We start from the raw sequence: 25,777 nt of genomic DNA, 5'->3' as shown, positions 1-25,777 counted from the left end.
CCTGTTGGGAAGGAGACAAGACGATGGGAGTGTTCGATTTCGTAAAGAACGGGGTGCGCGAGATGATGATCGCGCGGCCGGACAACCAGAAGCATCTTCTTTGCTTCAAGCACCCCGACCAGAACTTCCCCATGTACTCGCAGCTCACCGTCGACAGCGACGAGGTTGCGGTCTTCTTCAAAGATGGTCGCGTCGTCGGCGTGCTCCCGCCCGGGCGTCACACGCTCCAGACGCAGAACATCCCGTTCCTGAACAACATCGTGAACCACTTCACGGGCGGGCAAGTCTTCATCGCCGAGCTGTATTTCGTGCGGATGACGCCCAAGCGCAACATCCCCTACGGCGACAAGCTGGGCGACATGGTCGATCCGCTCACCAGCGAGGTGGTGGGCCCGCGCGTCTATGGCGAGTTCTCGCTGCAGGTGGTCGATCCCGTGCGCTTCGTCATCGGCTACCACGGCCAATCCGGCTACGGGGATCGCGACAACGACGATTGGATCAAAAAACTCTTCATGATCGGCGTGCGCACCGTGCTGGGGGAGGTGTGCGAGGTCGAGGGCAAGAGCCTCCTGCAGGTGGTCTCCATCACGGAGAAGCTGGTGCAGGCCATCATGGCGCGGGCCCCCAACCTGGCCGAGATGGGCGTGCGCATCGTGGGCATGGGCCCGCCGAACATCAACTTCAACGACGAGGATCGGGCGCGGCTGGTGCGCGCGCAGGCCGAGGTGGCGGCCGTCGATCGCGAGGTGAAGATGAAGCAAAAGCTGGTGGCGGCGGCCAAAGCGGAGGCCGACGCGCGCCAGTTCGGGCTCGATCAAAAGTTCAATCAAGACGCGCGCTACGTCCAGAACCTCGCTGGAAACTGGCAAAACTACGCGGCGGGGCAGGCCATCATCGGCGCCGGCCAAGGCATGGCGGAGCACGGCGTGGGCGGAGGGCTCGCGGGGCTCGGCGCGGAAGTCGCGATTGGGGCGAGCGTCGGCGGCGCGATGGCGGGTGCGTTTCAGAACCAACCGCAGTTTGGGGTGGGCGGTGCGCCGCAAGCTGGACAAGCCGGGCCGGCGGGAGGTGGTGGTGCGTCGGTGCAAGGTGCTCTGCTCACCTGCAGCAAATGCGGCGCACGCCAACCGGTGGGGAAGTTCTGCTCCGAGTGCGGCACCTCCTTGGCGGCCAAGAAAATCTGCGCGGGATGCAGCCAGGAGCTCGTTCCCCCGACGGTAAAGTTTTGCGCCAACTGCGGAACCTCTACGGCTGCGCCCGCGAATCCTGCGTGAATCGGTGGAGGGATGGCCGTGATCCCATGGATCCACGCTAGACTCGAGCCGTAGTGATTCGACGAGCAGCAACATGGGCTTTGGCGATCGGCTTCGTCGCGGGCGGGTGCAGCAGTTCGGCCACGAGCTCCGAAGGGATCCCCAACTCCCCCTGTACGCGCGATCGCGACTGCAGGAACGGTTTGGTGTGCGATCGGGGCGTGTGCGTATGGCCCGGTGAGCGCGACGGCGGAGGCGGGGGGCAGCCGCGCGACGCCGGGGCAGGCGAGGGGGGCGAGCCGGACGCGGCCGCGGATGGGCGGCCGGATTAGGGCACGGGACAAGCCCTGGTGGTACGGTCGAAATGATGCGAAGATTTCTCGCGAAGCTCGGTTAGCCTCTTCCACGCCGTGGCCAAGCAACAGCTCCTGCTCGTCGATGCCGACCCGCGTAGCACGCGGGTCCTGGAAGTCAGCCTGAAAAAGGCTGGCTACAGCGTCACGACTGCGTCCGATGGGCTCGATGCCATCAGCAAGCTGGAAGTCTCGACCCCCGACTTGGTGCTGTCGGACACGCGCCTACCGCGGCTCGATGGTTACGCGCTGGTGCGCCGTCTGAAGGAGCGGGTCGAGTGGGCGAGCATCCCGGTGGTGTTCCTCACCAGCCAGAAGTCGGTGGAGGACAAAATCCGCGGGCTCGAGCTCGGGGTCGAAGATTACCTGACCAAGCCCATCTTCGTTCGCGAGCTGCTCGCGCGGGTCAATCTTCTGCTCGCGCGCCGCACGCACGACACGATCTCCACCCGCAACTCGGTGCCCGGGCGCACCCGGTTCACGGGGTCCATCCAAGACATGGCGGTGGTGGACCTGCTGCAGACCTTCGAGGTCTCGCGCAAGAGCGGGGTGGTGCACCTGTCGAGCGGGCCGCAGCAGGCGCACGTCTTCTTCCGGGATGGGAAGATCGTGGACGCGAACCTCGGTCGCCTGCGCGGCGAGGAGGCCATTTACCGGATCTTGATCTGGAACGAGGCCGACTTCGAGGTCGAGTTCACCCAGGTCAAGAACGAGGACATCATCGGCACGTCGACGCAGGGCATCCTCATGGAGGGCATGCGCCGGGTCGACGAGTGGACGCGCCTCCTCGAGCAGCTCCCTCCGCTTTCGACCATCTTCGAGATCGATCATGCGCAGCTGCTCGAGCGGCTGAACGAGATCCCCGACGAGCTGAATGGGATTTTGCGGCTCTTCGACGGGCAGCGCTCGTTGATGGACGTGGTCGACGAGTCGCCGTTCGAAGATCTGTCGACCCTGTCGACCATCTCGAAGCTGTACTTCGAGGGTCTTCTGATCGAGCTCGATGACGTCGCCGACGAGGTGCACGACACCGAGCCGTCCGCGGACGATTCGGTCGTCCCTGCCGAGCTGGGGTTGGCGGACACCACGCGGCCGCCTCCGTCGGCCATCGAGGAGATGCTGGTGGTCCCCGGGCCCGATAGCCTGACGCCGCCGCCGGCCGCGTCGCGCGATCTGGCGGCGCTCTTTACGCAAGATGGGAAGGGCGGCGCCGAGGCGGACGCCAAAGACGATCACGGCGTCGGCGGGGATGCCGGTGACGACGGCGAAGACGACGATCGAGAAGACGACGAAGACGACGAAGAGGACGCGCGCGAGGACGACTACGACGACGAGAACGGCGTAGGCCACGCGGCCTTCTCTCCGGACGATCAGGACGAGACGACGCAGCCGGAGGTGCCTGTTTCGAAGGCCAAGCTGCGTGCGCTGGTGGAGGAGGCGGAGTCGGACTCCGACGTCACGGTGCCGGTGGGGCGCGCGTATCGGCGCCGCACGGAGGACGACGCGGCCGTCTTTTTGCCGATGCGCAACCAGGGGTCCGGGGTCGCGCAGCGCGCGGCGGCGTTGGTCGGGGGAGCGCTGGTGGTGGTGGTGCTCGCGGTGCTCTATTTCCGCTGGCAAGATGGGCAGGAGGGGCCGGCGATTCAAGCGGCGGCCGCCTCGTCGCCGTCGTCGGAGAAGGGAGCGGCCCCCGCGAAGGTGGTGGCCGATGGGCCGAAGCTTGCCATCTCGAGCGCGGTGACCACGGCTTCGAGCTCGGCGAGCCCCGTGGCCGAGGCGGACGCGGGGCTCGTCAAGGCGGCGACGGCGGACGTGGGGAAGGCGCCCGCTGGAGCGGGATCGTCGTCGTCCGAGGGGACGCCTTCGTCGGCTGCGTCGGCGAGCTCGCGCAGGCGGCATCCGCCTCGTTCGGAGGCGGCGGAAGCCGATGCGAGCACCGTCGCGGCGGCGGGTGGCGGTGCAAGCCCCTCGGGATCCGCGGGGGCCGCCGTTGCTCCCGCGGGCGCGGGCGGTGGCACCTTGACGCAACAAGCGCAACGCTTGCTGGAGCGGGGCAACCCCACGGGTGCCGCCGAGCTGGCGCGCAAGGCGGTGAACGGCGATCCGACGAACGCCGAAGCGTGGCTGACATTGGGCGCCGCGCACGACGCCGCGGGCAACCATGCGCTGGCACGCGGCGCGTACAAGAGCTGCGTCGACAGCGGGCAAGGGCCGCGGGTGAGCGAGTGCCGCGCGTTGGCCGGCGGCCCGTAGCGGGCGACTTTCTTCGTCAGCGCGGCGTATCGCCGGATGAAGCGCGGATGCGCGGGTCGAGGAGCACGTAGAGAAAATCGGCGACGACGTTGCTCAATACGATGGCCGTCGACGTGAGCAACACGGTGCCGAGGATGACGGGACCATCGCGGTCGAGCAGCGCATTGACGCTGAGGGCACCGATGCCGGGCCAGCGAAAGAGCGTCTCGGTGACCACCGCGCCGCCGACCAAGGCCCCCAGATCCAGCGCGACCACCGTGACGATGGGGACGAGCGCGTTGCGCAAGGCATGAACCAGCACCGCGCGGTAGCGCGAAGCTCCCTTGGCGAGGGCCGTTCGAATGTAATCTTGTTGCAAGAGGCCGATCATCTCGTCGCGGACGAGGCGCGTGTAATAAGCCGCCCCGAAGATCCCCAGGGTGAGCGCGGGGAGAACGAGCGAGAGCAGGTTCTCGCGCGGCGTTTTGCCGAAGCCGTCGAGCGGCAGCCATTTGAGCCGGTGCGCGAACACGTATTGGAGGCCGATGCCCAACATGAACGTGGGCATGCTGACCCCGAGCAGGCTCACCCCGACGATGCCGAGATCGGCGCGCGTCCCTCTCTTCATGGCCGCCAGGATCCCCATGAGCACACCGAGCACGAGCTGCACGAGCAGCGCCGCCATGGCCAACATGGCGGTGCGCGGGAGCTTCTCGGCGAGGATGGTCGTGACCGGGCGCCTTTGCTGGTAGCTCTTTCCCAAGTCGATGTGGAGCTGGCCCCAGGCCGCGCAGCTCGCGTGCTCTTTGTCGGGGACGTCGTCGGCCGCCGCGCGCGGGGTGTGCACGAGCCGTGACATGAAGCGCGCATATTGCGCGAGCAGAGGGCGATCGAGCCCGAGCTGCTGGCGGATGCGTTCGATGTCGGCGGGCCGCGCCGCCGGTCCCGCCACCATGCGGGCCGGATCGCCGGGGAGCACGTTGTTGATGACGAAGGTCAAGGTGATCACGGCCCAGAGCACCAGGACGGCCCACACCAGCCTCTCCGCCAGGCGCTTCAACGCAGGCTCCGCCGCGTGGCCATCCCCGCGCGCTCCGGCGTGCGGGAGCGCAGCAAAGGCCCCAGCGCGCCCGTGACCATGACGTCTTTGATGCGATCGAACCACATCTCGCGCACCTCGAAGGTCCACGAGGGGTGGAGCCGGTAGTTGCGCACGTAGGGCTGGCGCACGTTGACGAAGCGGTAACTATGCGTGAAGGCCCACGGCGCATCGCCTTGCACGATGCTCTCCGCGCGATCGAGGAGCGCTTGCCGCGCGGCGGGGTCGAGCTCGTGGTGCGCCTGCTCCAAGACGTCGTCGAGGGTCGGATTCTTGTAAAATGCGGAGTTGCTGCTGTCCTCGTCGTTGATCGACTTCGACGCAAAGAGCGAGTCGTAGAAGTCGATGGCGTCGGGGTAATCCTGGCTCCACCCTTGCGGCGAAAAGGCGACGCGGTGGCGGCGGTGGGTGAGCGCCAGGTAGGTGGGGAAGTTCACCGCCCGAATGTCGATGCGGATCCCAATCTTGGCGAGGCTTTGCTTGAGGACCTGCGCCGTGTACTCGCCGAAGCTTTGCCGCTGGACCACGTACTCGATGTGCGGCTCGTAGCCTCCGCGGCCGGTGGCCGGATCGTACGGGAAGCCCGCCTTTCGCATGTGCTCGAGGGCCTCGGCCAAATCGAGCTTCTGGCCCGGGACGTTCGGGTTGTATCCGGGTACGTCGGCGGGAACGGCGTGCGTATGGGCCGACACGTTGCTCGCTCGGAGCAAATGGTACTGCTCGCGATCGATGGCGCAGGCCACCGCGCGCCGCACCTCGACATTGTCGAAGGGCGGCATCTCCGTGTTCATGTTCTCGCCAAAGCTCTGGATCGATGGCTCCAAGGTGGCGTAAGGCTTCCAGCGCGGATCGTTCTGGAATCGAAGCGCATCGGCTTGCAGCGTCTCGCGCAGCACGTCGAGGACGCCCGCCTCGAACTTGAACCGCTGCGTGACCAAGTTCATCCCATACGTGACATTGACGGCATCGAGGTACGGCAGCCCGGGTCTGAAGTAGCCCTCGTGCCGCACGAGGGTGAGGCTCCGGCCGTGCTCCCACCCTCCGGGCAAGAGCTTGAACGGACCCGCGCCGCACGGCGACCACGTATCGACGTAGCGATGGCCCGCGCTCTTGCAAACGGGGCGCGCGGGCATGAGGGCCATCAAGGTGAGGAAGGTGGCATCCGGCTTTTTGAGGTGAAACGCGACGGCGTAGCGCCCGACCACCTCCACGCCCGGCAGCTCGGGCGCGTTCTTGGTGGTGTACTCGTCGAAGCCCGCGAGGTTCTCGTAGAAGCTGCCGAGGGCGTTGGGCGTCGTAGGATGAAGGGCGCGCTCCATCGAGCGCTTCACGTCGTCGGCCGTGAGCTCTTCGCCATCGTGGAAGCGCACGTTCGAGCGCAAGAAAAAGGTGTATGTGAGCCCGTCCGAGGTCCGCTCCCAGTGCGTGGCGAGATCGGGGATGACGTTGGCCTTCGCGTCCAGATCGACCAAGCCCGCATAGATAAGCTCGCCCATTTGCGACGCCAAGGCCTCGCCCGTGACGCTGTCGAGGCCGCGCACATCGCCAAAAGATGCAAGATGCAACGTTCCGCCGCGCCGCGGCGATGCTTCGTCGGATTGTGCGGAGGGGATGGGCGCCGCCAAAGGTTCGCGGCAACCCGCGGTCGCCGACGCCATCAGCGCCATGGCCAAGCCGCTGCACGCGATGCGCGCGTAAAATAGCTTAGCTTTCCCGCGGATCCAGCGCATCGCGCAGCCCTTCTCCGAGGAGGTTGAACCCGAACACGGCCGCGAGGATCGCCGCCGCCGGCGCCAGCACGACCCACGGCGCCGCCGCGTAAATGTCCTGTCCTTGAAATAGCATATGCCCCCAAGTGGGGGTGGGTGGAGCTACGCCCACGCCCAGGTACGAGAGCATGCTCTCGTACAGGATCATCTGCGCGACGGCGCTGCTCGAGAGCACGATGAACGTGCCCGAGAGGTTCGGGAGGATATGGCGGATGAGGATCCAGGGCGTGCTCTGACCGAGCGCCCGCGAGGCTTGCACGTACTCCAAGTGGCGCACCTGCAAGGTCTTGGCGCGAAAAATTCGGGCTGCGCCCAGCCAGCCGGTGAGGCCCAGCACCACGAAGACCGAAATGGCGGTCGTTCGCTCCAGCGCGGCGCCGATGGCCATGACCAAGAGCAAAAACGGAAAGCAGAGCCCCACATCGACGAGGCGCATCAGCGCGATGTCGAGGTTCAACTGCGGTCCGCGCGCGAGCCAGGCGATCTTCCGTTTGACGGCGAAGACGCCGACGAGGGCACCGGCGACCAAGGTGGCGACCGGCGCGAGCCAATGGCCCTGCGCGACGATGAGCAGGAACGCGAAGGCGAGCGACGTCAGAAAAGGCCAGGGGAGCCGAACGCCGTCGGTGCCTTCGTAGTAGCCCGCCAAAATGCCGACGGCGGCGCCGAGGACGTTCGCGAGGGCGGCGGCCGAAAGGGCGATCAGAAGCGAGAGGCGCGCGCCGACGGCGAGGCGTACGAACTGATCGCGAAAGAGGCGATCGGCGCCAAGAACGAACGCACCGCTGGGGGGCGCCGGCAAGCCCGTGTCGGGCAACACGCCGTGGACGAAGTCGCTCGCGTACGGGTCTTTTCCCGATAGCAGGGGACCAAATAAGGCGAAGGCCGCCAAGCCGAGGACGATCGCGGAGCCGACCATCGCACCGCGATGTTGACGGAATCGAGCTCGCGCGCGGCGATCCAGCACGGTGTCAGGCCTCGATCCTCCACTATGCCGCTTTGCCTCCCTGCGTGGCAAGAAACGAAGCGGCGATCTCCGCGAAGGCGTCGGGCACTTCTTCGGGTGGCGAGTGACCGCACTCGAAGACTTCGTAGCGCGCGTTGCGAAGCTCGCGCGCGAGCCGCCGGCCTTGCGCCACCGGGAGCGTGCGATCCGAGCGGCCCCACACCAGCAAGGTGGGGGCGGCCACCCGGGGCAGAAGCGCCACCAGCGGGCGCGTATCGTGGAGCGCGCGCAGGGTAGCGAGCGCCGCTTCACGCGCGGCCGGCGCGTTGAACAGGTCGAAGTGATGATCGACCCGGTTCCACGGGATGGTCGAGTCGGGCGCGTACACGCGATCTTTGAAATAGCTTCGAAAGACGGTGCGCCCGCACAGCTGCTTGAACGCAAACGGCCCGACGATGGGCATGTTCGCCAGGCGCGACAGCGCGTCGGTGCGGGGAGGGTAGACGATGGGATCGACCAAGACGAGTTTGTCGACCAACGCCGCGTGGCGCGCGGCCAATGTCAGGGCCACCGAGCCGCCCATTCCATGGCCGCAAATGGAGATGCGTCCTAGCCCGAGGGCGGCCACCACATCGACCAGCGACTCGGCGAACGCGTTGAATCCATAAGCGTAACGCGCCGGAGGCGGTTTCTCACTTTGGCCAAATCCTGGCAAATCGGGCGCGATCACGCGAAAGTGCGTCGCCAACTTCGGGAGCACGTCCTCCCAGACGAGACGACTCGACAAACATCCATGCACCAGAAGGAGCGCGGGCCCTTCGCCTGCCTCCACGAGGCGGACGCGCGCCCCGCGTGCGCTCACGTCGCGCGTTGCAATGAGCGACGCATGGGATCGCATGACTTCACGTGAAGAACTGGCCACCGTGGCGTGCACCATAGCCCAAGTGCCGCGAGCTCCGGACGATCGTCCAGCGGGGACGGACGGAAGAGCTCGCGAACCCGGCGGGATGGACACACATGGACCCTCATTAAGGTCTCGTTTTCGTTCTTGTTCTCGATGTCGATCCGCGCCTGGGAATGCACTTTTGCTATGACATTCTTTGTCACACCGACGACCTAACTACGCGACTCCCTTCCATTATGGAAACATTGAGAAAAAAACGTTGGAGAGGCGTTGACCGTAATCTTCCGCCTGCCATACAGTCGCCGGCGTTCGATACGTGGTTGGCGTTTCTTGCTGAACCGAGGATCGAGGTAAACGACGGCCGAGGCCGGAGTGGACCGCTTTCTTGGTGTGGAAATTTTCCCTGGCGAGCAGCACGGCATCAGCAGCCCGCGTAGGGGTGGGGACCAATCGTCGCAGTTAGACGAGCGAACGGATCGACGTCTCTTAGGTTTTCGATTTTTCGGGAACGAGCGTCGAGCAACGACCGACGACTACAAAAATGGCTTGGTGCGCGGAGTACGGCGCGCCATTAGGGACCACGTGCGGGCCGGAGGCGACCTGCATGGTGGAGGTGGGGGTGCATCGTGCCGCTCGTGATCTGCGGCAGGCCGATGCAAGGACCTGGGAGGAACGACGAATGGACCCGAAGAATCTGCAGCACGTGACAGGCACAGAAGCTTCGCGCGACGGCCATCGCGCGACTCCACCTTCAACTTCTTCTTCGACTTCGACTGCGGAGAGTTCGAGCGCCAACGACCACGAAAGCGCGTCCACTGCCATGGAACCCTCGACCGAGGGAGCCCTTGCACTCGCGCTCCAACCCGCCGAAAACGGCGAAGATCAAGTCACGCGCGAGCAGCGTCGCTCGCGCCGCAAGCGAGCGGTGCGCGCTCGGACGATCAGCGTCAAGCGCATGACCAAACGCGAGCTCGAAATCGGGCGCCTTCTATATCCGGATACGGAAGGTGTCGAGCACCCGCGCACGCGCGAGGAGTGCGCCAATGGGATGCGTCCGTGCCCGTTCGTTTCGTGCAAGCACCACCTCTATCTCGATGTGTCGGCCAAGACCGGCGCCATCAAGTTGAACTTTCCCGATCTCGAGGTCTGGGACATGACGGAGACCTGCGCGCTCGACGTGGCCGATCGCGGGGGCACCACCTTGGAAGAGGTGGGCGCCATCATGAACCTCACCCGCGAGCGCATTCGCCAAGTCGAGGTGAAGGGCCTCGCCAAGCTCGAAGCGCTGCGTGAAATGGCCTCTCTGCGCGACTACGTCGACGAGGGTCCCGTCGGCAAGCGCCGTCTGCCGGTTCTCACCAAGGGGAAGGCGGCCGAAGAGGAAGAGGTCGACGAAGAGGACATGGACGAAGACGAGGACGAGGGCTTTGCTGCCAAGAGCGGGGCGTCCGGCGACGACTTCGACGTCGAAGCGTTCGCGAGCGCCGATCTGGACTGAAGCAACGAGGCTTCCGACGAGCCGCGCACAGTCTCTTGAGCGGCTCTTGACCGGGGGGCCGAGAGAAGATAACGGGGGCGGATCATGCCCGTCCGAACCGCCCTTCTCTCCGTTTCCGATAAAACCGGCCTCATCCCGTTCGCGCGAGCCCTAGCGGAACGCGGGGTGACCCTGCTCTCGAGCGGAGGCACCGCCCGCTCGCTCGCAGAGGCGGGGATCGCCGTCGAAACCGTCGAAAACTACACGGGATCGCCCGAGGTGATGGATGGTCGCGTCAAGACCCTGCACCCCCGCGTGCACGGCGGCATCCTGGCGCGCGGCGACCGCGATCGCGCCGACCTGGAGCGCCTCGGGGCGCGCGAAATCGATCTGGTGGTGGTGAACCTCTACCCGTTCGAGCGGGTGGCCCAGTCGAGCACGTCGAGCCACGAGGAAATCGTGGAGAACATCGATATTGGCGGCCCTTCGATGGTGCGTTCGGCGGCCAAGAACCACGCGCGCGTCACCGTGGTATGCGATCCGCGGGACTACGATCGCGTGCTGGACGAGCTGGCGGCCCACGGCGAGGTGAGCGCCCGTGCGCGCTCCGAGCTGGCGGCCAAGGCGTTTGCCCACACGGCGGCCTACGACGCCGCCATCAGCGGCTATCTTTCGTCGCGGCGTGAGGACGGGGAGCGCGACGCGTTTCCGCGCTACCTCACCTTGCCGTTCGAGCGGGCATACGCACTCCGATACGGTGAAAATCCGCACCAAAAAGGCGCCTTTTATGTCGAGCGTGGCGCTCCGGCGGGTTCGTTGGCGGGCGCCGAGAGCCTCGGCGCGGGTGGAAAAGAGCTCAGCTTCAACAACCTGGTCGACGTCGAGGCGGCGCTCGATGCGGTGCGCGAGTTCGATGCACCTGCGGCCGTGGTCGTAAAGCACACGAATCCCTGCGGGGTGGCCGAGGGGGCGTCGTTGGTGGAGGCTTACCGCGAGGCCCGCGAGGCGGACGCGCTCAGCGCATTCGGCGGGATCGTGGCGCTCAATCGACCGGTGGATCCGGCTACGGCGGCGGTGTTGGCCGAGACGTTCCTCGAGTGCATCGTGGCCCCGTCGTTCGAGCCGGCGGCGCTGGAGGTGTTGCGCGCAAAGAAGAACCTCCGTCTTTTGGCCACGGGCGCGTGGTTGGGCGCCGAGCACGAGGCGCTTCAGTACAAGCGCGTGGGGGGTGGGTTGGTGGTGCAGGCGCGGGATCCGGGGGTGAAGGGCGAGGTCGAAAACGGCAAGGTCGTGACCCGCCGTGCGCCCACCGCCGAGGAGCTGCGCTCGCTCGCGTTTGGATGGCGGGTGTGCAAGCACGTGAAATCCAACGCGATCGTGCTGACGCAAGGGGCGCGCACGGTCGGCGTCGGCGCCGGGCAGATGTCGCGCGTGATTTCCGTGCAAATTGCATGTGAGAAAGCGGGCGACAAGGCGCGCGGGAGCGTGCTTTCGTCCGATGCGTTCTTCCCGTTCCCCGATGGGGTCGAAGCGGCGGCCAAAGCTGGAATTACCGCCATCGCGCAGCCGGGAGGTAGCGTCAAAGATCCGGATGTCATTGCCGCTGCCGATTCGCTCGGTCTCGCCATGGTCTTCACGGGCGTGCGGCACTTCCGTCACTGAGTCGGGCACCGTCGTCCAACGGGTCGGCGTGGGCAAAGCCTGCGCCGAAGCGGAATCGGCAAGGGGGCCGGGGTGGAACAAAACGGCGGCGTCAACGAAGCGCTCCGCGCAATCGCACACGTTCTACTGCTGGCTTTCTTTCGAACCAGACGAAAAAGGTGGATAGAAAAGGTCCGGTGGAAGCGATCAGTTCTAGCAGCTGCCCCAACGAGGAATTCAGCCACCGGTCTGCGCCCGCTGCGTAACCCATCACCCGTCGCGTGTACGTCCTCGCTTATCCCGACTCCCAATGGGAACTCTGTCTGGCGGAGCTCACGAGGCACGCGGGGGCTGTTGACACCCGATCGTACCCAAGGTCAACCCATCGTCTGCGGTCCCGCAAGGTGGCGTCCGGAGCGCCACGCAGCAAAACCTGCTCGGTTCCTTGCGATTAAAAGGCCAACGCCACCCCCTCGCATTTTCACCGACAAAATCCGCAACCGCAGCACCCCATGGACGCGTCCAGGCCCGTCCCCCACCTGTCCCGGACACCCTCGGCACCGCGCACCCACCCCATACCTCAACCGAGTCGAGCCCCCAACCCGCACCGCCCCCCGCCCTACACCCGCACCGCCCGCACGAGCCGCTCGACCGTACCTCGCCCCGACTCCGCACCGAAGTAGCGCCGCACCCAGTCGTCGAGCCCTTCATCGGCCACGACATCGAACCCATGACGGCCGAGCAACCCCGCCATGTTCTCTTTCGTGTAGAGCGCACGAAACGGCTCGCCCGAACGCCGCACCAACCATCGCACCGCCCGTGTCCCGACACGCCCATGATGGCGCTGCCCATAGGTCACGAGTAGCGACCCACCCGGCGCAATCAAGCTCGAAAGCTGCGAAAGCGTATAATCCACCGACTCGGGCAACAGATACATCGTCACCCCCTCCCAAACGAACACCGACAGCACACCCGGATCGTAGCCCGCCCCCACGAGCCGCTCATCCAGCGCATCCCGCTCGAAGTCCACGGCCACGAAGCGCACCTCGCGCGCGAGGCTCGGCCGAGCGCCAATCTTCTTGCGCTTGTACGCTTGCGTAGAAGGATGATCCACCTCGAACACCACCGAGTCCCGTAGATCCGAAAGCCGCCACGCCCGCGCATCGAGCCCCGCCCCCAGCAGCACCAACTGGCGCGCCCCTCTCCGAATCGCCTCGTGCACCCCTTCGTCGATGGCGCGCGTCCGCAGCCCCACATGGCTGAAATGGTAGAAGCTCGCGCGATCGGCCATGTGGTGGATCCGCTCCCACACGCCTGGAAACCGATCCGCCAGATCGAGCGCCCACGCATAGGGCTGTGGAACGAGATCGCGCGCAACATGATCGAGCGCACCGCCGTGATGGTCCGATGGGGAGCGCGAAAGCCCGCGCATGGCCGCCACCCATGCAGCGGTGTAACTCGGTCGTCCTTCTCGCATGATGGCGAGCTTATTACGGAACTACCTCCACCGCCTTGCCCTCATAGAGATCGGCGGTCGCGATCTTCACGATGCGCTCGCTCCCCTCCAGACCGCTCGATATCTCGATGGTCGCGCCCGTGTCCCGCTCGATGACGATGGGCACGAAGCGGATCTTGCTCTCGCCGTCGATGATGGCCACGCGCACGCCCTTGGCGTCGTTGATCAAGGCCGTCGAGGGGATCTCGAGCACCCGATGCGGCGTGGGCAAGGTGAGAGACACCTGCGCGTACATCCCCGCGAGCAGCTCCCCGTTCGGATTGGGAATCCGCACGATGGTGTTCATCGTGCGCGTCGCCGAATCGAGCGCCCCCGCCGCGCGCGCCACCGTCCCCTCGAAGACCCGCTGAGGATACTCGCGCACCGTGACCTTCACCGCGGCGCCCACCTTCACGCTCGGCGCCACGTCTTGCGGCACCTGAATCAAGACGCGCATCGGATCGGTGGCGGCAATCTTGTAAAGCGGCGTGGCGTTCCCCGAGGTGACCAGCGCGCCGCGCTCGATCGTCCTTTGCGTGATGGTCCCCTCGAACGGCGCGATCACCCGCGCAAACGACTTGAGCTGCGTCAGACGCCGGATGTTCGCCTCTTTTGCGGCCACGTCCGCCTGCGAAACCCCGACATTGGCTTCGTCCACGAGCGACTGCGCCCGCCGCTGCTCGAGATCCTGCTGCGACGCCAGCCCCGCCGACGTGAGCTGCTTGTAACGCTCGAACGTGCTCTTCGAAAAATCGCGGTTCGCGTTCGACTGCGCGATGGCCGCCTTGGCTTGCGCCAGCTGCGCCCGCGCCTGCTCCAGCTCCTGATCGAGCTCCGGTGTATCGATCTCGGCGAGCAGCTGCCCCTCTTTCACCTTGTCGCCAATGTCGACCAGCCAGCGGCGCGTGTAGCCATTGGCGCGCGCGTAAATGGTCGTCTCCTCCAGCGGCTGCGCGCTGCCCGGCAGCAAGATGGCGCGATCGCTCGCCGAGACCTTGGCGGTGAAGACGGCGAGGCGGGTCGGCGCCTGGGCGGCCGTTTGCGTGCTGGCCTCGAGCTCGGCGCGCGCGTGCCGCTTCGGCAGGTAGCCGAGCACGAAGGCGCCGCTCAGGAGCACCGCGGCGCCGACGGCCAGGGAGACGGCGCGGGTCTTGGAGAGCGCGGCGGGCTGGGGGAGCGAGAAACCTAGCGGTTCGCCGGGGTTGGGCGATTCGTCGTGCGTACTCATACGTTCTCCAGGAGAGGATCGAGGGCAGCTGGCGTGCGTCGGCGCAGGACGCTGTACATCACCGGAACGAAGAAGAGCGTGGTCAGGGTCGCGAGCAGGAGCCCTCCGATGACCGCGCGCCCGAGCGGTGCATTTTGCTCTCCCCCCTCTTCCAGCCCGAGCGCCATCGGCAGCATCCCGATGATCATGGCGAGCGCCGTCATCAACACCGGGCGAAGCCGCGTCATTCCAGCGGCGAGCGCGGCCTTGTTCGCGTCGAAGCCAATCTTGCGTTGATCGTTGGCGAAGGTCACGACCAGGATGCTGTTGGCCGTGGCCACGCCCACGCACATGATCGAGCCCATGAGCGCCGGCACGCTGAGCGTCGTGTTCGACAGAAAGAGTATCCACGCGATGCCGGCGATGGCACCCGGGAGCGCCATCAGAATGATGAGCGGATCGAGCCACGACTGGAAGTTGACCACCATCAGCAGGTAGACCAGGAGCACCGCGAACAAGAGCCCGTAGCCGAGCCCGCGGAACGACGACTCCATGCTCTCCACCTGACCCTTGATGCGCACCGTGGTCCCGCGCGGCATCTCTGGCTTCATCTGCTCCACGATCTTCGAGACCGCGCTGCCCACCGAGCCCAGATCCGCCCCGTCCACATTGGCCTGCACATCGAACGTGCGCGCCACGTTGTAGTGCGTGACGTTCTGCGCCCCTTCGCTGCGCGAAATGGAGGCGACGTTGGAGAGCAGCTGCGCGGGCGCGCCTTCACCGGCCGACAGCGGCATGGTGTGGAGCGCATCGATGGAATCGAGCTGGTACTGCGGGGTTTGCACGGCGATCGAGTATTGTACGCCGCGCTTGTCGACCCAGAAGCTCGGCGACACTTGCGAGCTGGAGGAGAGCGACACGAGCAGATCGCCGGCCACGTCCCGCTCGGTCATCCCGAGCTGGGCCGCCATCGTCCGGTCCACATCGACCCGAAGCTGAGGAGCCCGCGTCACCTGCGCGAAGTGAATGTCGGCTGCGCCCGGGATCTTCGCCATTTCATTGGCGATTTTTTGCGCAACGCCGAAGGTTTGCTCCTCGTTTCCAGGCGCGCCCGTCACTTGCACGTCGATGGGGGCGGCGAGACCGAAGTTGAGCACTTGGGTCGAGATGTCCGGCGCGAGGAAGAAGAACGTCGTGTTCGGGAACTGCTCGTGGAGCTTCCTTCGGATGCGCCGCACATAGTCGGCGGTGGGCGCGTGCTCCTTCTTCAACGCGATGAAGATCTGCCCGTCGGCCGGCGAAATCAGCGCGCCCTCGCTGAGCGACAGGTTGATGCCGCTGTTGGGCACCCCGATGTTGTCGAGCATCGTATCGATCTCGTGGGCGGGGATGACGGCGCGGATCGCATCTTCGATCCGCATGAACTCCTTCTCGGTCTCCTCCACCCGCGTCCCCGGAACCCCGCGCACGTGGAGTTTGATGAGCCCCGCGTCGACCGTGGGGAAGAAGTCGCGCCCCACCAGCGGAAAGAGCGCGCACGAGATCACCACGAACACACCGAACGAACCGATGGCCATGCGCCGGTTGGCGAGCGCCCACGCCAGCCAGCCGCCATAGAAGCTGCGCAGCTTCTCGAAGCCCTGGTTGAACCGCGCGAACATGCGCGCCGCCAAGCTCTTCGGACCGTGCGCATGCCCCTCGGTGTGCTCGAGCGCCTCGCGCCCCAGCAGCATCATCATCAAGGTGGGCACCAGGGTGCGCGACAGGAAGTACGACGTCATCATCGCGAACACCACGGCCAGCGCCAGGGGACTGAAGAGCGACTTGGCCGCCCCCGTGATGAACATCACGGGCACGAACACGATGCAGATGCACAAGGTCGACACGAACGCCGGCACCGCGATCTCCGAGGCGCCGTCGACGATGGCTTGGATGAGCGGCTTCTTCATCGCGAACTGACGGTGCACGTTCTCGATGGCCACCGTGGCGTCGTCGACCAAGATCCCGACGGCCAGCGCCATACCGCCCAAGGTCATCACGTTGAGCGTCTGACCGAGGAACCGCAGGATGACGATGGACACCAGGATCGACAGCGGGATGGAGATGACCACGATGATCGTGCTGCGCCAGCTCCCCAAAAAGATCAGGAGCATGATGGCCGTCAGCCCCGCGGCGATGCCCGCCTCCGTCACCACCCCGCCCACCGCCGAGCGCACGAACACCGACTGATCGAAGAGCAGCGAGACCTTCAGCTCCTTGGGGAGCTTGGCCAAGGTGGTCGGAAGCATCTCCCGGATGCGCGCGACCACGTCCAACGTGCTGGCGCTCCCCGCCTTGAGGACGCTCATCAGCACCGACTTTTTTCCCTCCACGTGCACCATGCTCGTCTGCGGCGAGTTTCCGTCGCGGACATTGGCCACGTCGCGGATGTAGACCGTCGCCCCGTTGGCGGCCGTCTTCACCGGCAAGGCGCCGAGTTGCTCGAGCGCATCGGGGCTGGTGTTGATGGCGACGGGGTACTCATCGGCGCCGATTTTGGCCGTGCCGCCGGGCACCACCAGGTTCTGCTGGCTCAGCGCGGCTTGCACGTCCCGTGGCGATAGACCCCAGGCGAACAGGCGCTTGGGGTCGATGTCGATCATGATTTGGCGCTGCTTGCCGCCGTAGGGCCAGGGGATCTGAACGCCTTGCACGGTGGCCATGTCCGCGCGCACGAAGTTCACGCCGTAGTCGAAGAGCTGTTGCTCGCTCAGCGAATCGCTCCCCATCGCCGCCTGAAGGATGGGCACGTTGGATGCGCTGTAGCGGATGATGAGCGGGGGCGTGGTGCCTTGGGGCAACCCGCCCATCATCGTCTGCACCGACGCCGATGTCTGCGCGGTCGCGCCATCGACATTCGCGCCCGGCTGGAAGAACACCTTGATGACCGCCACCCCGTGCAGCGACTGGCTCTCGATGTGCTCGATGTCGTTGACGGTGGTGGTGAGGATGCGCTCGCAGTTGCTGACGATGCGCTTCTCCATCTCCTCCGGTGCGAGCCCGCCGTAACGCCAGATGATCGAGACCACCGGAATGTCGATATCCGGAAAGATATCGGTCGGCATGCGCACGATGGTGACCACGCCGAGGATGACGATGAGCATCGACATCACGACGAAGGTGTAAGGGCGTTTGAGAGCGATCCGAACGAGCCACATACGTTGTGAAAAGCTTTCTTCCCCCGAGGCATCCGTAAAATTTCACGGGTGCGCGCCGTTGCTCCATTTCGGCAGCATTTCCCGACAATGCAGAAGTCGCTTCTGCGGAGAACGTAGGTCCTGGTATGGGGTCACCCTAGGAAATCGTCCAATATTTCGCGCAACTCTGAAGTGAACGCCAACGGCATCGCGGCAAGCGGTCGCTTTTGTGCAGCGAGCGGTCTTCCCCACGGTCGCGCACGATTTTCTGACGTGCCGAACGAGCTGCGATACGAATTTGGGAATGGGAGTCGCTTTCGTGACGGGAGGCTCGGGGTTCGTCGGTCGCGCGCTGATCGGATACTTGGTCCGGCGCGGATTTCAGGTGCGCGCGCTGGCACGCTCGAGCGCCGCAGCCGAGACCGTGCGCGCGCTCGGGGCATCCGCCGTCGATGGGGATGTTCACGGCAACGAAGCCGTGCTCGAGGCCATGAAAGAGTGCGACGTCGTGTACCACGCCGCGGCCTTCACCCAGGACTGGGGCGACGCGAACGAAGCGTGGGACGTCACCGTCGTGGGCACGGAGAACATGCTCGATCTGGCGCAGCGCGCGGGTGTCCCGCGCTTCGTGCACGTCGGCACCGAGGCCGTGCTCCTGGATGGAGCGCCCATCGTGATGGCCACCGAGGAAAAGCCCATTCCACGCGCGAGCATCGGCATCTACCCGCGCACCAAGGCGGAGGCCGAGCGCCGCGTCCTGCGCGCCAACGTGCCCAAGTTTGCCACCGTGGTGGTGCGCCCTCGTTTCATCTGGGGCAAGGGTGACACGACCTTGCTTCCCAAGTTGGTCGAGGCCGCGCAGTCCGGTGTTCTGCGCTGGTTCGACGGTGGGCGCTATCTCACGTCCACGTGCCACATCGACAATGTGTGCGAAGGCTTGCTCAAGGCGGCCGAGCATGGCCGCCCGGGCGAGGTGTACTTTCTCACCGACGGAAAGCCGGTCGAGTTCCGCCGGATGATCTCGGCCATGCTTCGCACGCAAGGCGTCGCGCCGCCCACCAAGTCGATGCCGCGCTGGCTCGCGCGCATGCTCGCGCGCACCACCGAGACCCTCTGGCGCCTTCTGCGTCTGAACGGCCGCCCGCCGCTCCCGTACGCCTCGTTTTTGCTCATGGGACAGGAGGTCACCGTCGATGACAGCAAGGCGCGCCGTGAGATTGGCTACCAAGGTTTCATGACCATCGAGGAGGGGCTCCGTCGCATGCACGTCTCGCCCGCTGTCCCGAACGACTCGGACAGCCTTTCAATTTTTGCATGAAACTGTCGGCGGGCTCTTGCGTACTGCCACCGTGTCTGTTTGAGTGAATGACTCACCCTGGGGGCTCGTGTGCGGTGTACTCGATTGCGAACAAGGTGGGCCGGCTCGTCGAGCTGACGATCGTAACGCCCGTGACCATCGAGGAGGCCCATCGCGCGTTCCTCGAGCTTCGCGCGTGCATTCAAGCCGTTGGCGGCAAGATTGCAGGGGTGGCCGACTTGACGGCCATCGATATTTTCGCGCCCGAGGTGGCCGACAAATTGACGCAGTTGATGCGAAGCCACAACGCACACATGGAGCGAAGCGCCTTTTTGATCGGCGACGCGCCCACCTTCGGTCTTCAGTTCATGCGCATGATCCGCGAGGCCGGAAATCCGGCGCGGCGCATCTTCAAGCGACGCGCGGAGCTGGAGTCGTGGCTGGGTGAAATTCTCACCCCTGAAGAACGCGAGCGCGTGCATGCCTACCTCGACGAGCGCGGCGTGGCGCGAACGCGGCTGCCTTTTTAGCTGAGTTTCGCTAGCGCGAATGCGAGCCAGGCATGTCCGGGAACGTTCGACGCGACGCGCGGACTCCATAAAGCGCCAGACCGGCGAGCAGCCCGACCATGGCGACGACCACCAGCATCTTGACCAATGTGAAGCCATTGCGAAGAACGCGGCGCATGTTGAGCTCTATTCCCGAAGCTTCCCAATCACCGGCTTGGTGTCGCCCGATGCCACGGTCACCTGCACGGATTTTCGGAGGCCCTGTTCGGTGTTGACGAAGACCACCGTATGGTTTCCCGGTGGAACGGAGTAGCGAACCTTGGGCGTGCTCCCGATGGGCTTTCCATCGAGCACCACGGAAGACGCCGGGATCGAATTGATGTTCAAGAAAGCTTCGCCCGCGGGCTCGGCGACCGGCGCCTCCGCCTTGCTCCCGCCCAACACGGGGACGGAGGTAGGGACAGAGGCAGGGGCCGCCGGACGCGGGGCAGGCGCAGCAGGAGCCGCGACCGACTTGGGCTCGAGCAAGATGTGGTACGACTTTTCGGCTTTCCCATCGGCGAACGAGATGGGCTGCTTGTACTCGGAGAACCCCGCGCGCGACGCCTCCAGCACCCACGCCTTGGTGGTGTTGGACGCATCGATGTCGACCGAAATGGGAAAGGTCGGAAGATCGCGCCGATCGAGGCCCGAGACCAGGTAGACCTTCGCCCCCGGCGTGCCCAAGGTGATGGTCACCTTTCCGCGCAGCACCTTGAGCGACAGCGTCCCGAGATCGTGCATCTCGTCCTTGGTCACCGTCACCGTGCGCTCGAGCGGCTCGTAGCGCTCACTGCCCACGATGCGGACCTTGTGATCGCCCGGCACGAGCTCCTTGACCTCCTGCGGGAGCAGCCCGATCTCGCGGCCATCCACATAGAGCTTCATGCCGGGCTGGCTCGCCGCCAGCTTGAGCCCCGTGACCGCGCGCGCCACATTGGCAAACGCGATGTCCACCGGCGTTTGCTTGCGCGCCTCGGCGAGGATGGAACGCTCGCTCACCGCGCCGCCCTCCGCGATCGCTTTGACGAGGTGCGCTCCGGTGCTCACCCCCTCCACGAGGCATGGCGAGGTGTCGCAGTGCTTGCGGCCGTCCACGAAGATCTCGACCCGGTCGTAGTTCGCGCCTTTGGCGTCGGTCACCCGGATCGCCACCTTTCCCGCGCGCGGGAAGAAGACGATGAGCAGCGCCATGGCCATCACGATGACGAGCGCGAGCCCGAGCCCCACGATGAGCCCCCACCGACCCGGCGGAGGACGCACCAGCGCCGTCGCTTCGTTTCGATTCGGCTGCGGCAGGGCCGCGGCCGGCGCATGCGACGGCAGGTGCGAGGCGCCATGGTTCGCGGTGGCCGGCGGCACGATGGGCACGGACATGGGGATCGCCAGCGCGGCGGGCTGCCGCGATGAAGCCGGCGGCGCCGATCCATAGCGGCGCGAAGGTTGCGTGAGGTACCCCGATGTCGCCGCGACGGGCTTGGGACCGCTGCTCGGCGGAAATGGCTCGATGGAGGCTTGCTGCGGGCGGTATCCGCTGATGGGCGGTGCGCCGCCAAGGCTGATCGGCGCCTGGACCGGCGGGGGCTCGGGCGGCGGAGGTGCCCCGAGGCGCGGACGCGGACGCGGACCGTCATCGTGATCGAGCACATTGCTGGCCTCGTGCTCATCGTCCCAATCGACCGGCAACGGCTTGGCGCTCGGCCCGGGAACCGCCTGGAGCGCGTGCTGGCTGGGGTAAGCCTGCGCGGCATACGCAGCAGCCGGGTAGGTGACCGGTGTCGCCGCCGAAAAGGGAACGGCCACCGGGGTGAGATCCGATGACGATATGTCACCGGGAATCGGTGGGGCATGCACCCCGGGGATGGTCTGCTGGCGCACAGGCCTGCCACCGCCACCGAGCGACTGCATCGTGGCATGAGGGTTGGGACGCGGCGGCGCCGGAGGCGGATCGGGCGGACGCGGTGCTCCGCTGGTCACGGCAACGGGGTTCGCAACCGGCGGCGGATGGCTCGCGCGCAGCTTGTCGCGCAGCATCGCCGTACGGGGCTTCGCCGGCAGCGGAGGCTTTTCGGGCGGAGGGGGCTTGAGGGGCAACGGTCCGTTGATGGTGTCGGCTTCGTCCTCGTCCTGCTCCCCCATCTCCTTTTTCTCGGCCTCGCGCTCCTCCTTTCGCCGCGCCTCCAGCTCGTGCGGCTCGCGCCGCAGCTGGTTGCCTCCGTCGTCCTCGGACATCGTCGTGCTCTCCTGCAGGGCTGGCGACTGCTCGGCCCTGGCGGACATGTTACCGCTTACCTGGCCGGCGTCGAACCGGCGGTCGCGTGCCAACGGGTTGCGCGCTGGCTCGTCGCGTGCCGGCGCATCTTGCCATCCGATGCGTTCGCCGTCCGACGTGTTCCTGTCGTTTTTGCTCGCCCGGCGCGACATGCTGGAGGTGCTGGAGATGCGCGAGGTGCTCAAGGCGCCGGAGGTACGCGAGGTGCCCGAGGGCCGTCCACTTTCGCTCGCTTGCGGCGCTGCGCTCAATTCCGGAAAGAGCTGCAGCATGTAGGTGGCCATCTCCACCCGAGACGCCAGAGCTCCCGTGGCAATGGCGACCGCGTGCAGCTCTCGGTAGAGCTCCTTCGCCGAGCGATACCGCAGGGCAAGATCCGTGGCCAGCGCGCGCAGCACCACCCGATCGAGCGCGGGGGGAATGTCCGCGCGATAGCGCGATGGGGGCGCCACCAGCTGCGCGGCGCCGCGGATTTTTTGAAGGATGACGAACTCGTTGTCGCCGTCGAACAGCCGCCGTTGCGTGAGCAGCTCCCAGAGGCAAATGCCCATGGCGAAGACATCGGTCTGCGCGTCCACCGCGGCGCCGCTCACTTGCTCGGGGCTCATGTACCCGAAGCTCCCTTTGATGGAGCCGACCGCCGTCTGCGAGGCCTTGCCCTTGGCCTTGGCGATGCCGAAGTCGATGAGCTTGATGTCCCCGTCGGACGAAACGACGATGTTCTGCGGGCTGATATCGCGATGAACGATCGATACGGGCAGCCCCTTTTCATCGCGGCGCGCGTGCGCGTAGCTCAATCCCTCGCCGATGCGGGTGAAGGCATAGAGCACGAAGGGGAGGGGGATCGGCGTGCGCTTCTGGATGGAGCGCTCGAACACCGCCCGCAGATCCTTGCCGTGCACGTACTCGAAGGCGATGTAATAGCTCTCGTCCACCCGCCCGAAGTCGAGCATGCGCGCGATGTGCGGGTGCTCCAGGCGCGAGACGATGCGCGCTTCGTCCTCGAACATCGAAATGAATTGCTCGTCTTCCGCGATATCCGGGAGGATCTTTTTCAGCGCGACGAAATATCCGTGTTCATTTTGGCGCGCGCGGAATACCTCGGCCATCCCGCCGGAATTGACGCGGGCAAGCAAGGTGTACGGGCCGAATGGGCGCGGGAAATTCAACGCCTCCTTTTTACCTCGGGGCGCCGCCATCGGGAACGCTCTTTGACTTCTTATTGAAATAGCGTACCCGCTGACTTTGAAGTGGCTGCCATACCGACGGCCGTACGATGGGGGTGGACGCGAATTGCAGGTGCGCCCCCGGGGTCTCGCCGCGCACGAGGCGCACGGTCGTGCTGGCCGGGGTCGCCGGTTCGCCCGCGACATCGAGGTGTCCGCCGGGAAACGCATGCGCGTCGCCATGAACGGCCAAGCGGGTCCCGCAGCCCATTTGGCCCAAAAGCGCGTCGATGGCCGCCGTCGTTTCGGCATCCGCGGGCGAAGCCGGATCAAGCTCGATCCACACCAGCATGCCCTCTTCGTCATCGATTCCAGCAAAGGCCCGCGCACCTTTGGCCGACGGCGCCGATGACGCTTCGCCAGCGGCAAGGATCCAAACACGCGGTGCGTCGCTCGCCGGGGCGGGGCCGGCCAAAAAGAGCGCCGCGTCGCCCGACTCACCTTGCGTCAACCAAATGGCGAGCTCCCCCGGCTTTGCGCGCGCGCCGCCCGAGAACGAGACGACGGTGGGGGTGGCCTCCGTGGTCCCCGCGCTCGCCGCCGCGCGCACCGTCCTGGGATCGATGCGCAGCACCCGCACCTTCACATCGGGGCGGTTTGGAATGGGCTTTCGCCATGTGGCGGCCATGGCATAGGGAAATCCGTGCTGGGGAAGCCCTTTGACGCGCCATACCCCTTCGCCGGCCGATGCATCGCCCGCGGCGGCGGGTGGAATGTCGCGGCCGGGCAGCAGGGGGCGCCGCGTCAAATAGAAGAAATCGCGCTCGTCGCGGTGGATGTAGCGGGGGAAATTCATATGCCCCATCCCTTTGACCATGCGCCGCGCGCGCACCCGGAAGTCGGGCATCGACTTGAGCGAGCCTTCGAACTCCCAATCCTGCTGCAGCGGACGGCCCAGGGGCAGCAGCTCGCCCTTCGGCTGCGCATTGAAGAACTCGAAGCCCGCGTGCCCCGTATTCATATCGAGGTGCAGCCCGAAGGCGCAGCGGCCGGCCAGCATGGCATTGGCGAGGACATCGGCGGAGATATCGTTTCCCCAGAAGTAGCCGACGAAGTTCTCCTTGGTGATGCATAGACCGCTGCGCGTGGTGTGCACCTCGTCCGCCCAGCCTTTGGGCGTGCCGCCCCACCAGGTGCGGCCCCACGGGTTGAAGCGATCGTCCTGCACCAGGGCCGTGAGGTTCTGCCGGAACGAGAGCACGTCGTCGGGGACCTCGGCCGCGGCCGGCCACGCGCCAAAGGTGGTGGAGCCATCTTTCATCTCCAGCACGCTGGCCGCGTAAGGCTTGGGCGGGAGATAGAGCACGCCGTCGGCTTGCATGCCGTACTCGCCGTGCATGGCTTGAAAGCCACCGTTGAAGCCGGCCACCAGGTGATTGAACACCTCGGGCGTTCGCGGGATCTCGCCCGGACCCGCCTCGCCGGTGGCGCTCACGGGCTCCACGGTGCCCGCTTGCATATGAAGCGCAATCTGCCGCGGATCCCAGAGGGTGACATACACGCGCGTCTCGTGCCGCGATTTGTCGGCGCGCACGAACGACGTGACGAAGGGGGAGGGGAGCCCCGGCGTCTGCCGGATGAATGGATCTTTGTCGAGCGAGATCCACTGCCCTTCGCCCGGCAGCGGCGGCGAGAGGATCGGCTTGATGGCGGCCGGCGGCCAGCCGAGCTCCGGATCCGTGATCACGATCTGCGGCGAGCCGCGGTTGATGCCCGCCAGATCCTGCGCGACCTCTTGCTCGGTGGAGTCGGGCGAAATGCGTGCGCGTACACGCATCACCCAATCGAGCGCCGTGAAGGCCAGCGCCTTGACGACCTGCATCTTCTCCTCGCCGAACCACGGTATGGCCCGCACGCGATCCACCGCCCACGTCAAGAGACGGCCCGGCGGCGCCTTCACCGCCGTTCGTGCGCGCACCCAGCCGCCGCCTTCGACCACCAACGCCGCGGGCCGCTGCACGTCGATGACGACGCGCCGGTTGTCGGCGACGACGGTGAGCTTCGCGCCCGTGCTGGCCGGCTCCCAGCCGAGCTCCACCCGGCTCGCAGGCGGATCGAGCTCGAACACCTGATGAACGACGCCCGACGTCTGCCCGGTTTGCTGCAGGTTGGTGACCGCCGTCTGCGCGCGCTGCACCGCTGTAAAATCCGTGTAGAGTGCAGGCGATTGCCCCGCGAGATCGATGAGGTGCACGTCTTGGACGATCCCGTCGAGCGACGTGGTGGTGGCCACCAAGGTGCTCGTCTCGCCGTCGGCAGGAGCGGCGCCCGCGCTGGCCGCGTTGGACGCGAGCACCGGGCGCGCTTCATCGACGCCCATCGAGTGCGTGAGGTTCCACGCGCTCCCGGCCGCGAGCAGCACCCCTTCGGGCGAGAGCCGCGCCGCGACCAGATAAAGATCGCTGGGCTCGTGGGCCGTGTGCGCGCGAACCAGCGCCCGCGCGCCGCCGAACATGGCGCCTTGCACGCCGCGCGGGCCCGAGACCCACGTGATGTCCGCCTCCTCGCAGAGAAGACCGCGCGCCGAGAGGACCTCGGCCAGCGCCGCCGAGCGATTGGGCGCCCGCGGGTCGATGGCCTCCCCGGACGATGCGGCGACGAGCAGGGCCAGTCCAAGGCCGTACGGTAGGGGTCGGAGGGAGCGCCCAAAGGGACGCAGGCGTTCGCGCAAAGTGGACATCAGCTCTCGCAGCTTCTCTATCTCGTCTAGCTCGTCGCCTCGCGGCCTTCGTAGCCTCCTAGCTATTAGCTCGGGTGAAGGCGCTCCGTCTCGTGCATTGGCACCTTGGCCAACTCGGTTGGCGTAGCCCTGCGCGATACGTACGATTGCTGGACTTTTTCCGAGCAAAGACGAGAAGCCGCCTCGGCGCAAAATGTGCTAC

The 25,777-nt window shown here is 66.1% G+C and carries 16 protein-coding genes; 6 read left to right on the top strand and 10 right to left on the bottom strand.

What is annotated here, in order from left to right:
- The first annotated feature begins 23 nt into the window (after nt 1–23).
- Nucleotides 24–1,274 carry an SPFH domain-containing protein gene (locus tag LZC94_26380; GenBank protein ID WXB11385.1) on the top strand — a complete coding sequence of 417 codons (1,251 nt, stop codon included), beginning with the start codon at nt 24–26 and terminating at the stop codon, nt 1,272–1,274.
- 389 nt (nt 1,275–1,663) lie between these two features.
- Nucleotides 1,664–3,859, top strand: a complete 2,196-nt coding sequence (locus tag LZC94_26375; protein ID WXB11384.1) for a response regulator — start codon at nt 1,664–1,666, stop codon at nt 3,857–3,859.
- Nucleotides 3,860–3,875: 16 nt separating this feature from the next.
- Here the strand turns inward: LZC94_26375 and LZC94_26370 are convergent, their stop codons facing one another.
- The 4 genes from LZC94_26370 to LZC94_26355 form a co-directional block, all read right to left on the bottom strand.
- Nucleotides 3,876–4,898, bottom strand: coding sequence for an ABC transporter permease (locus tag LZC94_26370; protein WXB11383.1), 1,023 nt, complete (start codon nt 4,896–4,898; stop codon nt 3,876–3,878).
- A complete protein-coding gene (locus LZC94_26365) occupies nt 4,895–6,667 on the bottom strand; it encodes an ABC transporter substrate-binding protein (protein ID WXB11382.1) in 1,773 nt (590 codons plus the stop codon). The genes LZC94_26370 and LZC94_26365 overlap by 4 nt, the downstream gene beginning before the upstream one ends.
- Nucleotides 6,642–7,625 (bottom strand): ABC transporter permease, encoded by a 984-nt coding sequence (locus LZC94_26360; GenBank protein ID WXB11381.1) that lies wholly within the window; start codon nt 7,623–7,625, stop codon nt 6,642–6,644. The genes LZC94_26365 and LZC94_26360 overlap by 26 nt, the downstream gene beginning before the upstream one ends.
- Before the next feature lie 70 nt (nt 7,626–7,695).
- Nucleotides 7,696–8,550 (bottom strand): alpha/beta hydrolase, encoded by an 855-nt coding sequence (locus LZC94_26355; protein ID WXB11380.1) that lies wholly within the window; start codon nt 8,548–8,550, stop codon nt 7,696–7,698.
- Nucleotides 8,551–9,376: 826 nt separating this feature from the next.
- On the opposite strand from LZC94_26355, the gene LZC94_26350 reads away from it, so the two are divergent.
- A complete protein-coding gene (locus tag LZC94_26350; GenBank protein WXB11379.1) occupies nt 9,377–10,054 on the top strand; it encodes a hypothetical protein in 678 nt (225 codons plus the stop codon).
- 84 nt (nt 10,055–10,138) lie between these two features.
- Nucleotides 10,139–11,695, top strand: coding sequence for a bifunctional phosphoribosylaminoimidazolecarboxamide formyltransferase/IMP cyclohydrolase (gene purH, locus LZC94_26345; protein ID WXB11378.1), 1,557 nt, complete (start codon nt 10,139–10,141; stop codon nt 11,693–11,695).
- A gap of 598 nt (nt 11,696–12,293) precedes the next feature.
- Here the strand turns inward: purH and LZC94_26340 are convergent.
- Genes LZC94_26340 through LZC94_26330 form a run of 3 tightly spaced genes read right to left on the bottom strand, consistent with a single transcriptional unit; the run spans nt 12,294 to nt 17,525 of the window.
- A complete protein-coding gene (locus tag LZC94_26340; protein WXB11377.1) occupies nt 12,294–13,151 on the bottom strand; it encodes an SAM-dependent methyltransferase in 858 nt (285 codons plus the stop codon).
- Between the two features lie 13 nt (nt 13,152–13,164).
- Entirely contained in the window at nt 13,165–14,397 is a 1,233-nt protein-coding gene (locus tag LZC94_26335) for an efflux RND transporter periplasmic adaptor subunit (GenBank protein WXB11376.1), read from the bottom strand.
- Nucleotides 14,394–17,525, bottom strand: a complete 3,132-nt coding sequence (locus LZC94_26330) for an efflux RND transporter permease subunit (GenBank protein ID WXB11375.1) — start codon at nt 17,523–17,525, stop codon at nt 14,394–14,396. Before LZC94_26330 ends, LZC94_26335 begins: the two co-directional genes overlap by 4 nt.
- Before the next feature lie 331 nt (nt 17,526–17,856).
- Here LZC94_26330 and LZC94_26325 point away from each other — a divergent pair, with 331 nt between their 5' ends.
- Nucleotides 17,857–18,870 (top strand): NAD-dependent epimerase/dehydratase family protein, encoded by a 1,014-nt coding sequence (locus LZC94_26325; protein ID WXB11374.1) that lies wholly within the window; start codon nt 17,857–17,859, stop codon nt 18,868–18,870.
- A gap of 74 nt (nt 18,871–18,944) precedes the next feature.
- Entirely contained in the window at nt 18,945–19,379 is a 435-nt protein-coding gene (locus LZC94_26320) for a hypothetical protein (protein ID WXB11373.1), read from the top strand.
- Between the two features lie 10 nt (nt 19,380–19,389).
- On the opposite strand, the gene LZC94_26315 is transcribed toward LZC94_26320, so the two are convergent.
- Genes LZC94_26315 through LZC94_26305 form a run of 3 tightly spaced genes read right to left on the bottom strand, consistent with a single transcriptional unit; the run spans nt 19,390 to nt 25,575 of the window.
- On the bottom strand, nt 19,390–19,536 hold the full coding sequence (locus tag LZC94_26315; GenBank protein WXB11372.1) for a type II secretion system GspH family protein: 147 nt from the start codon (nt 19,534–19,536) through the stop codon (nt 19,390–19,392).
- A gap of 8 nt (nt 19,537–19,544) precedes the next feature.
- Nucleotides 19,545–22,868 (bottom strand): protein kinase, encoded by a 3,324-nt coding sequence (locus LZC94_26310; GenBank protein ID WXB11371.1) that lies wholly within the window; start codon nt 22,866–22,868, stop codon nt 19,545–19,547.
- A complete protein-coding gene (locus LZC94_26305; protein ID WXB11370.1) occupies nt 22,849–25,575 on the bottom strand; it encodes a hypothetical protein in 2,727 nt (908 codons plus the stop codon). Before LZC94_26305 ends, LZC94_26310 begins: the two co-directional genes overlap by 20 nt.
- Between the last annotated feature and the right edge of the window lie 202 nt (nt 25,576–25,777).

It is taken from the genome of Sorangiineae bacterium MSr11954 (genome assembly GCA_037157815.1).
Lineage (GTDB): Bacteria > Myxococcota_A > Polyangia > Polyangiales > Polyangiaceae > Pendulispora > Pendulispora albinea.
This window is presented reverse-complemented; position numbering and strand designations above follow the sequence as displayed.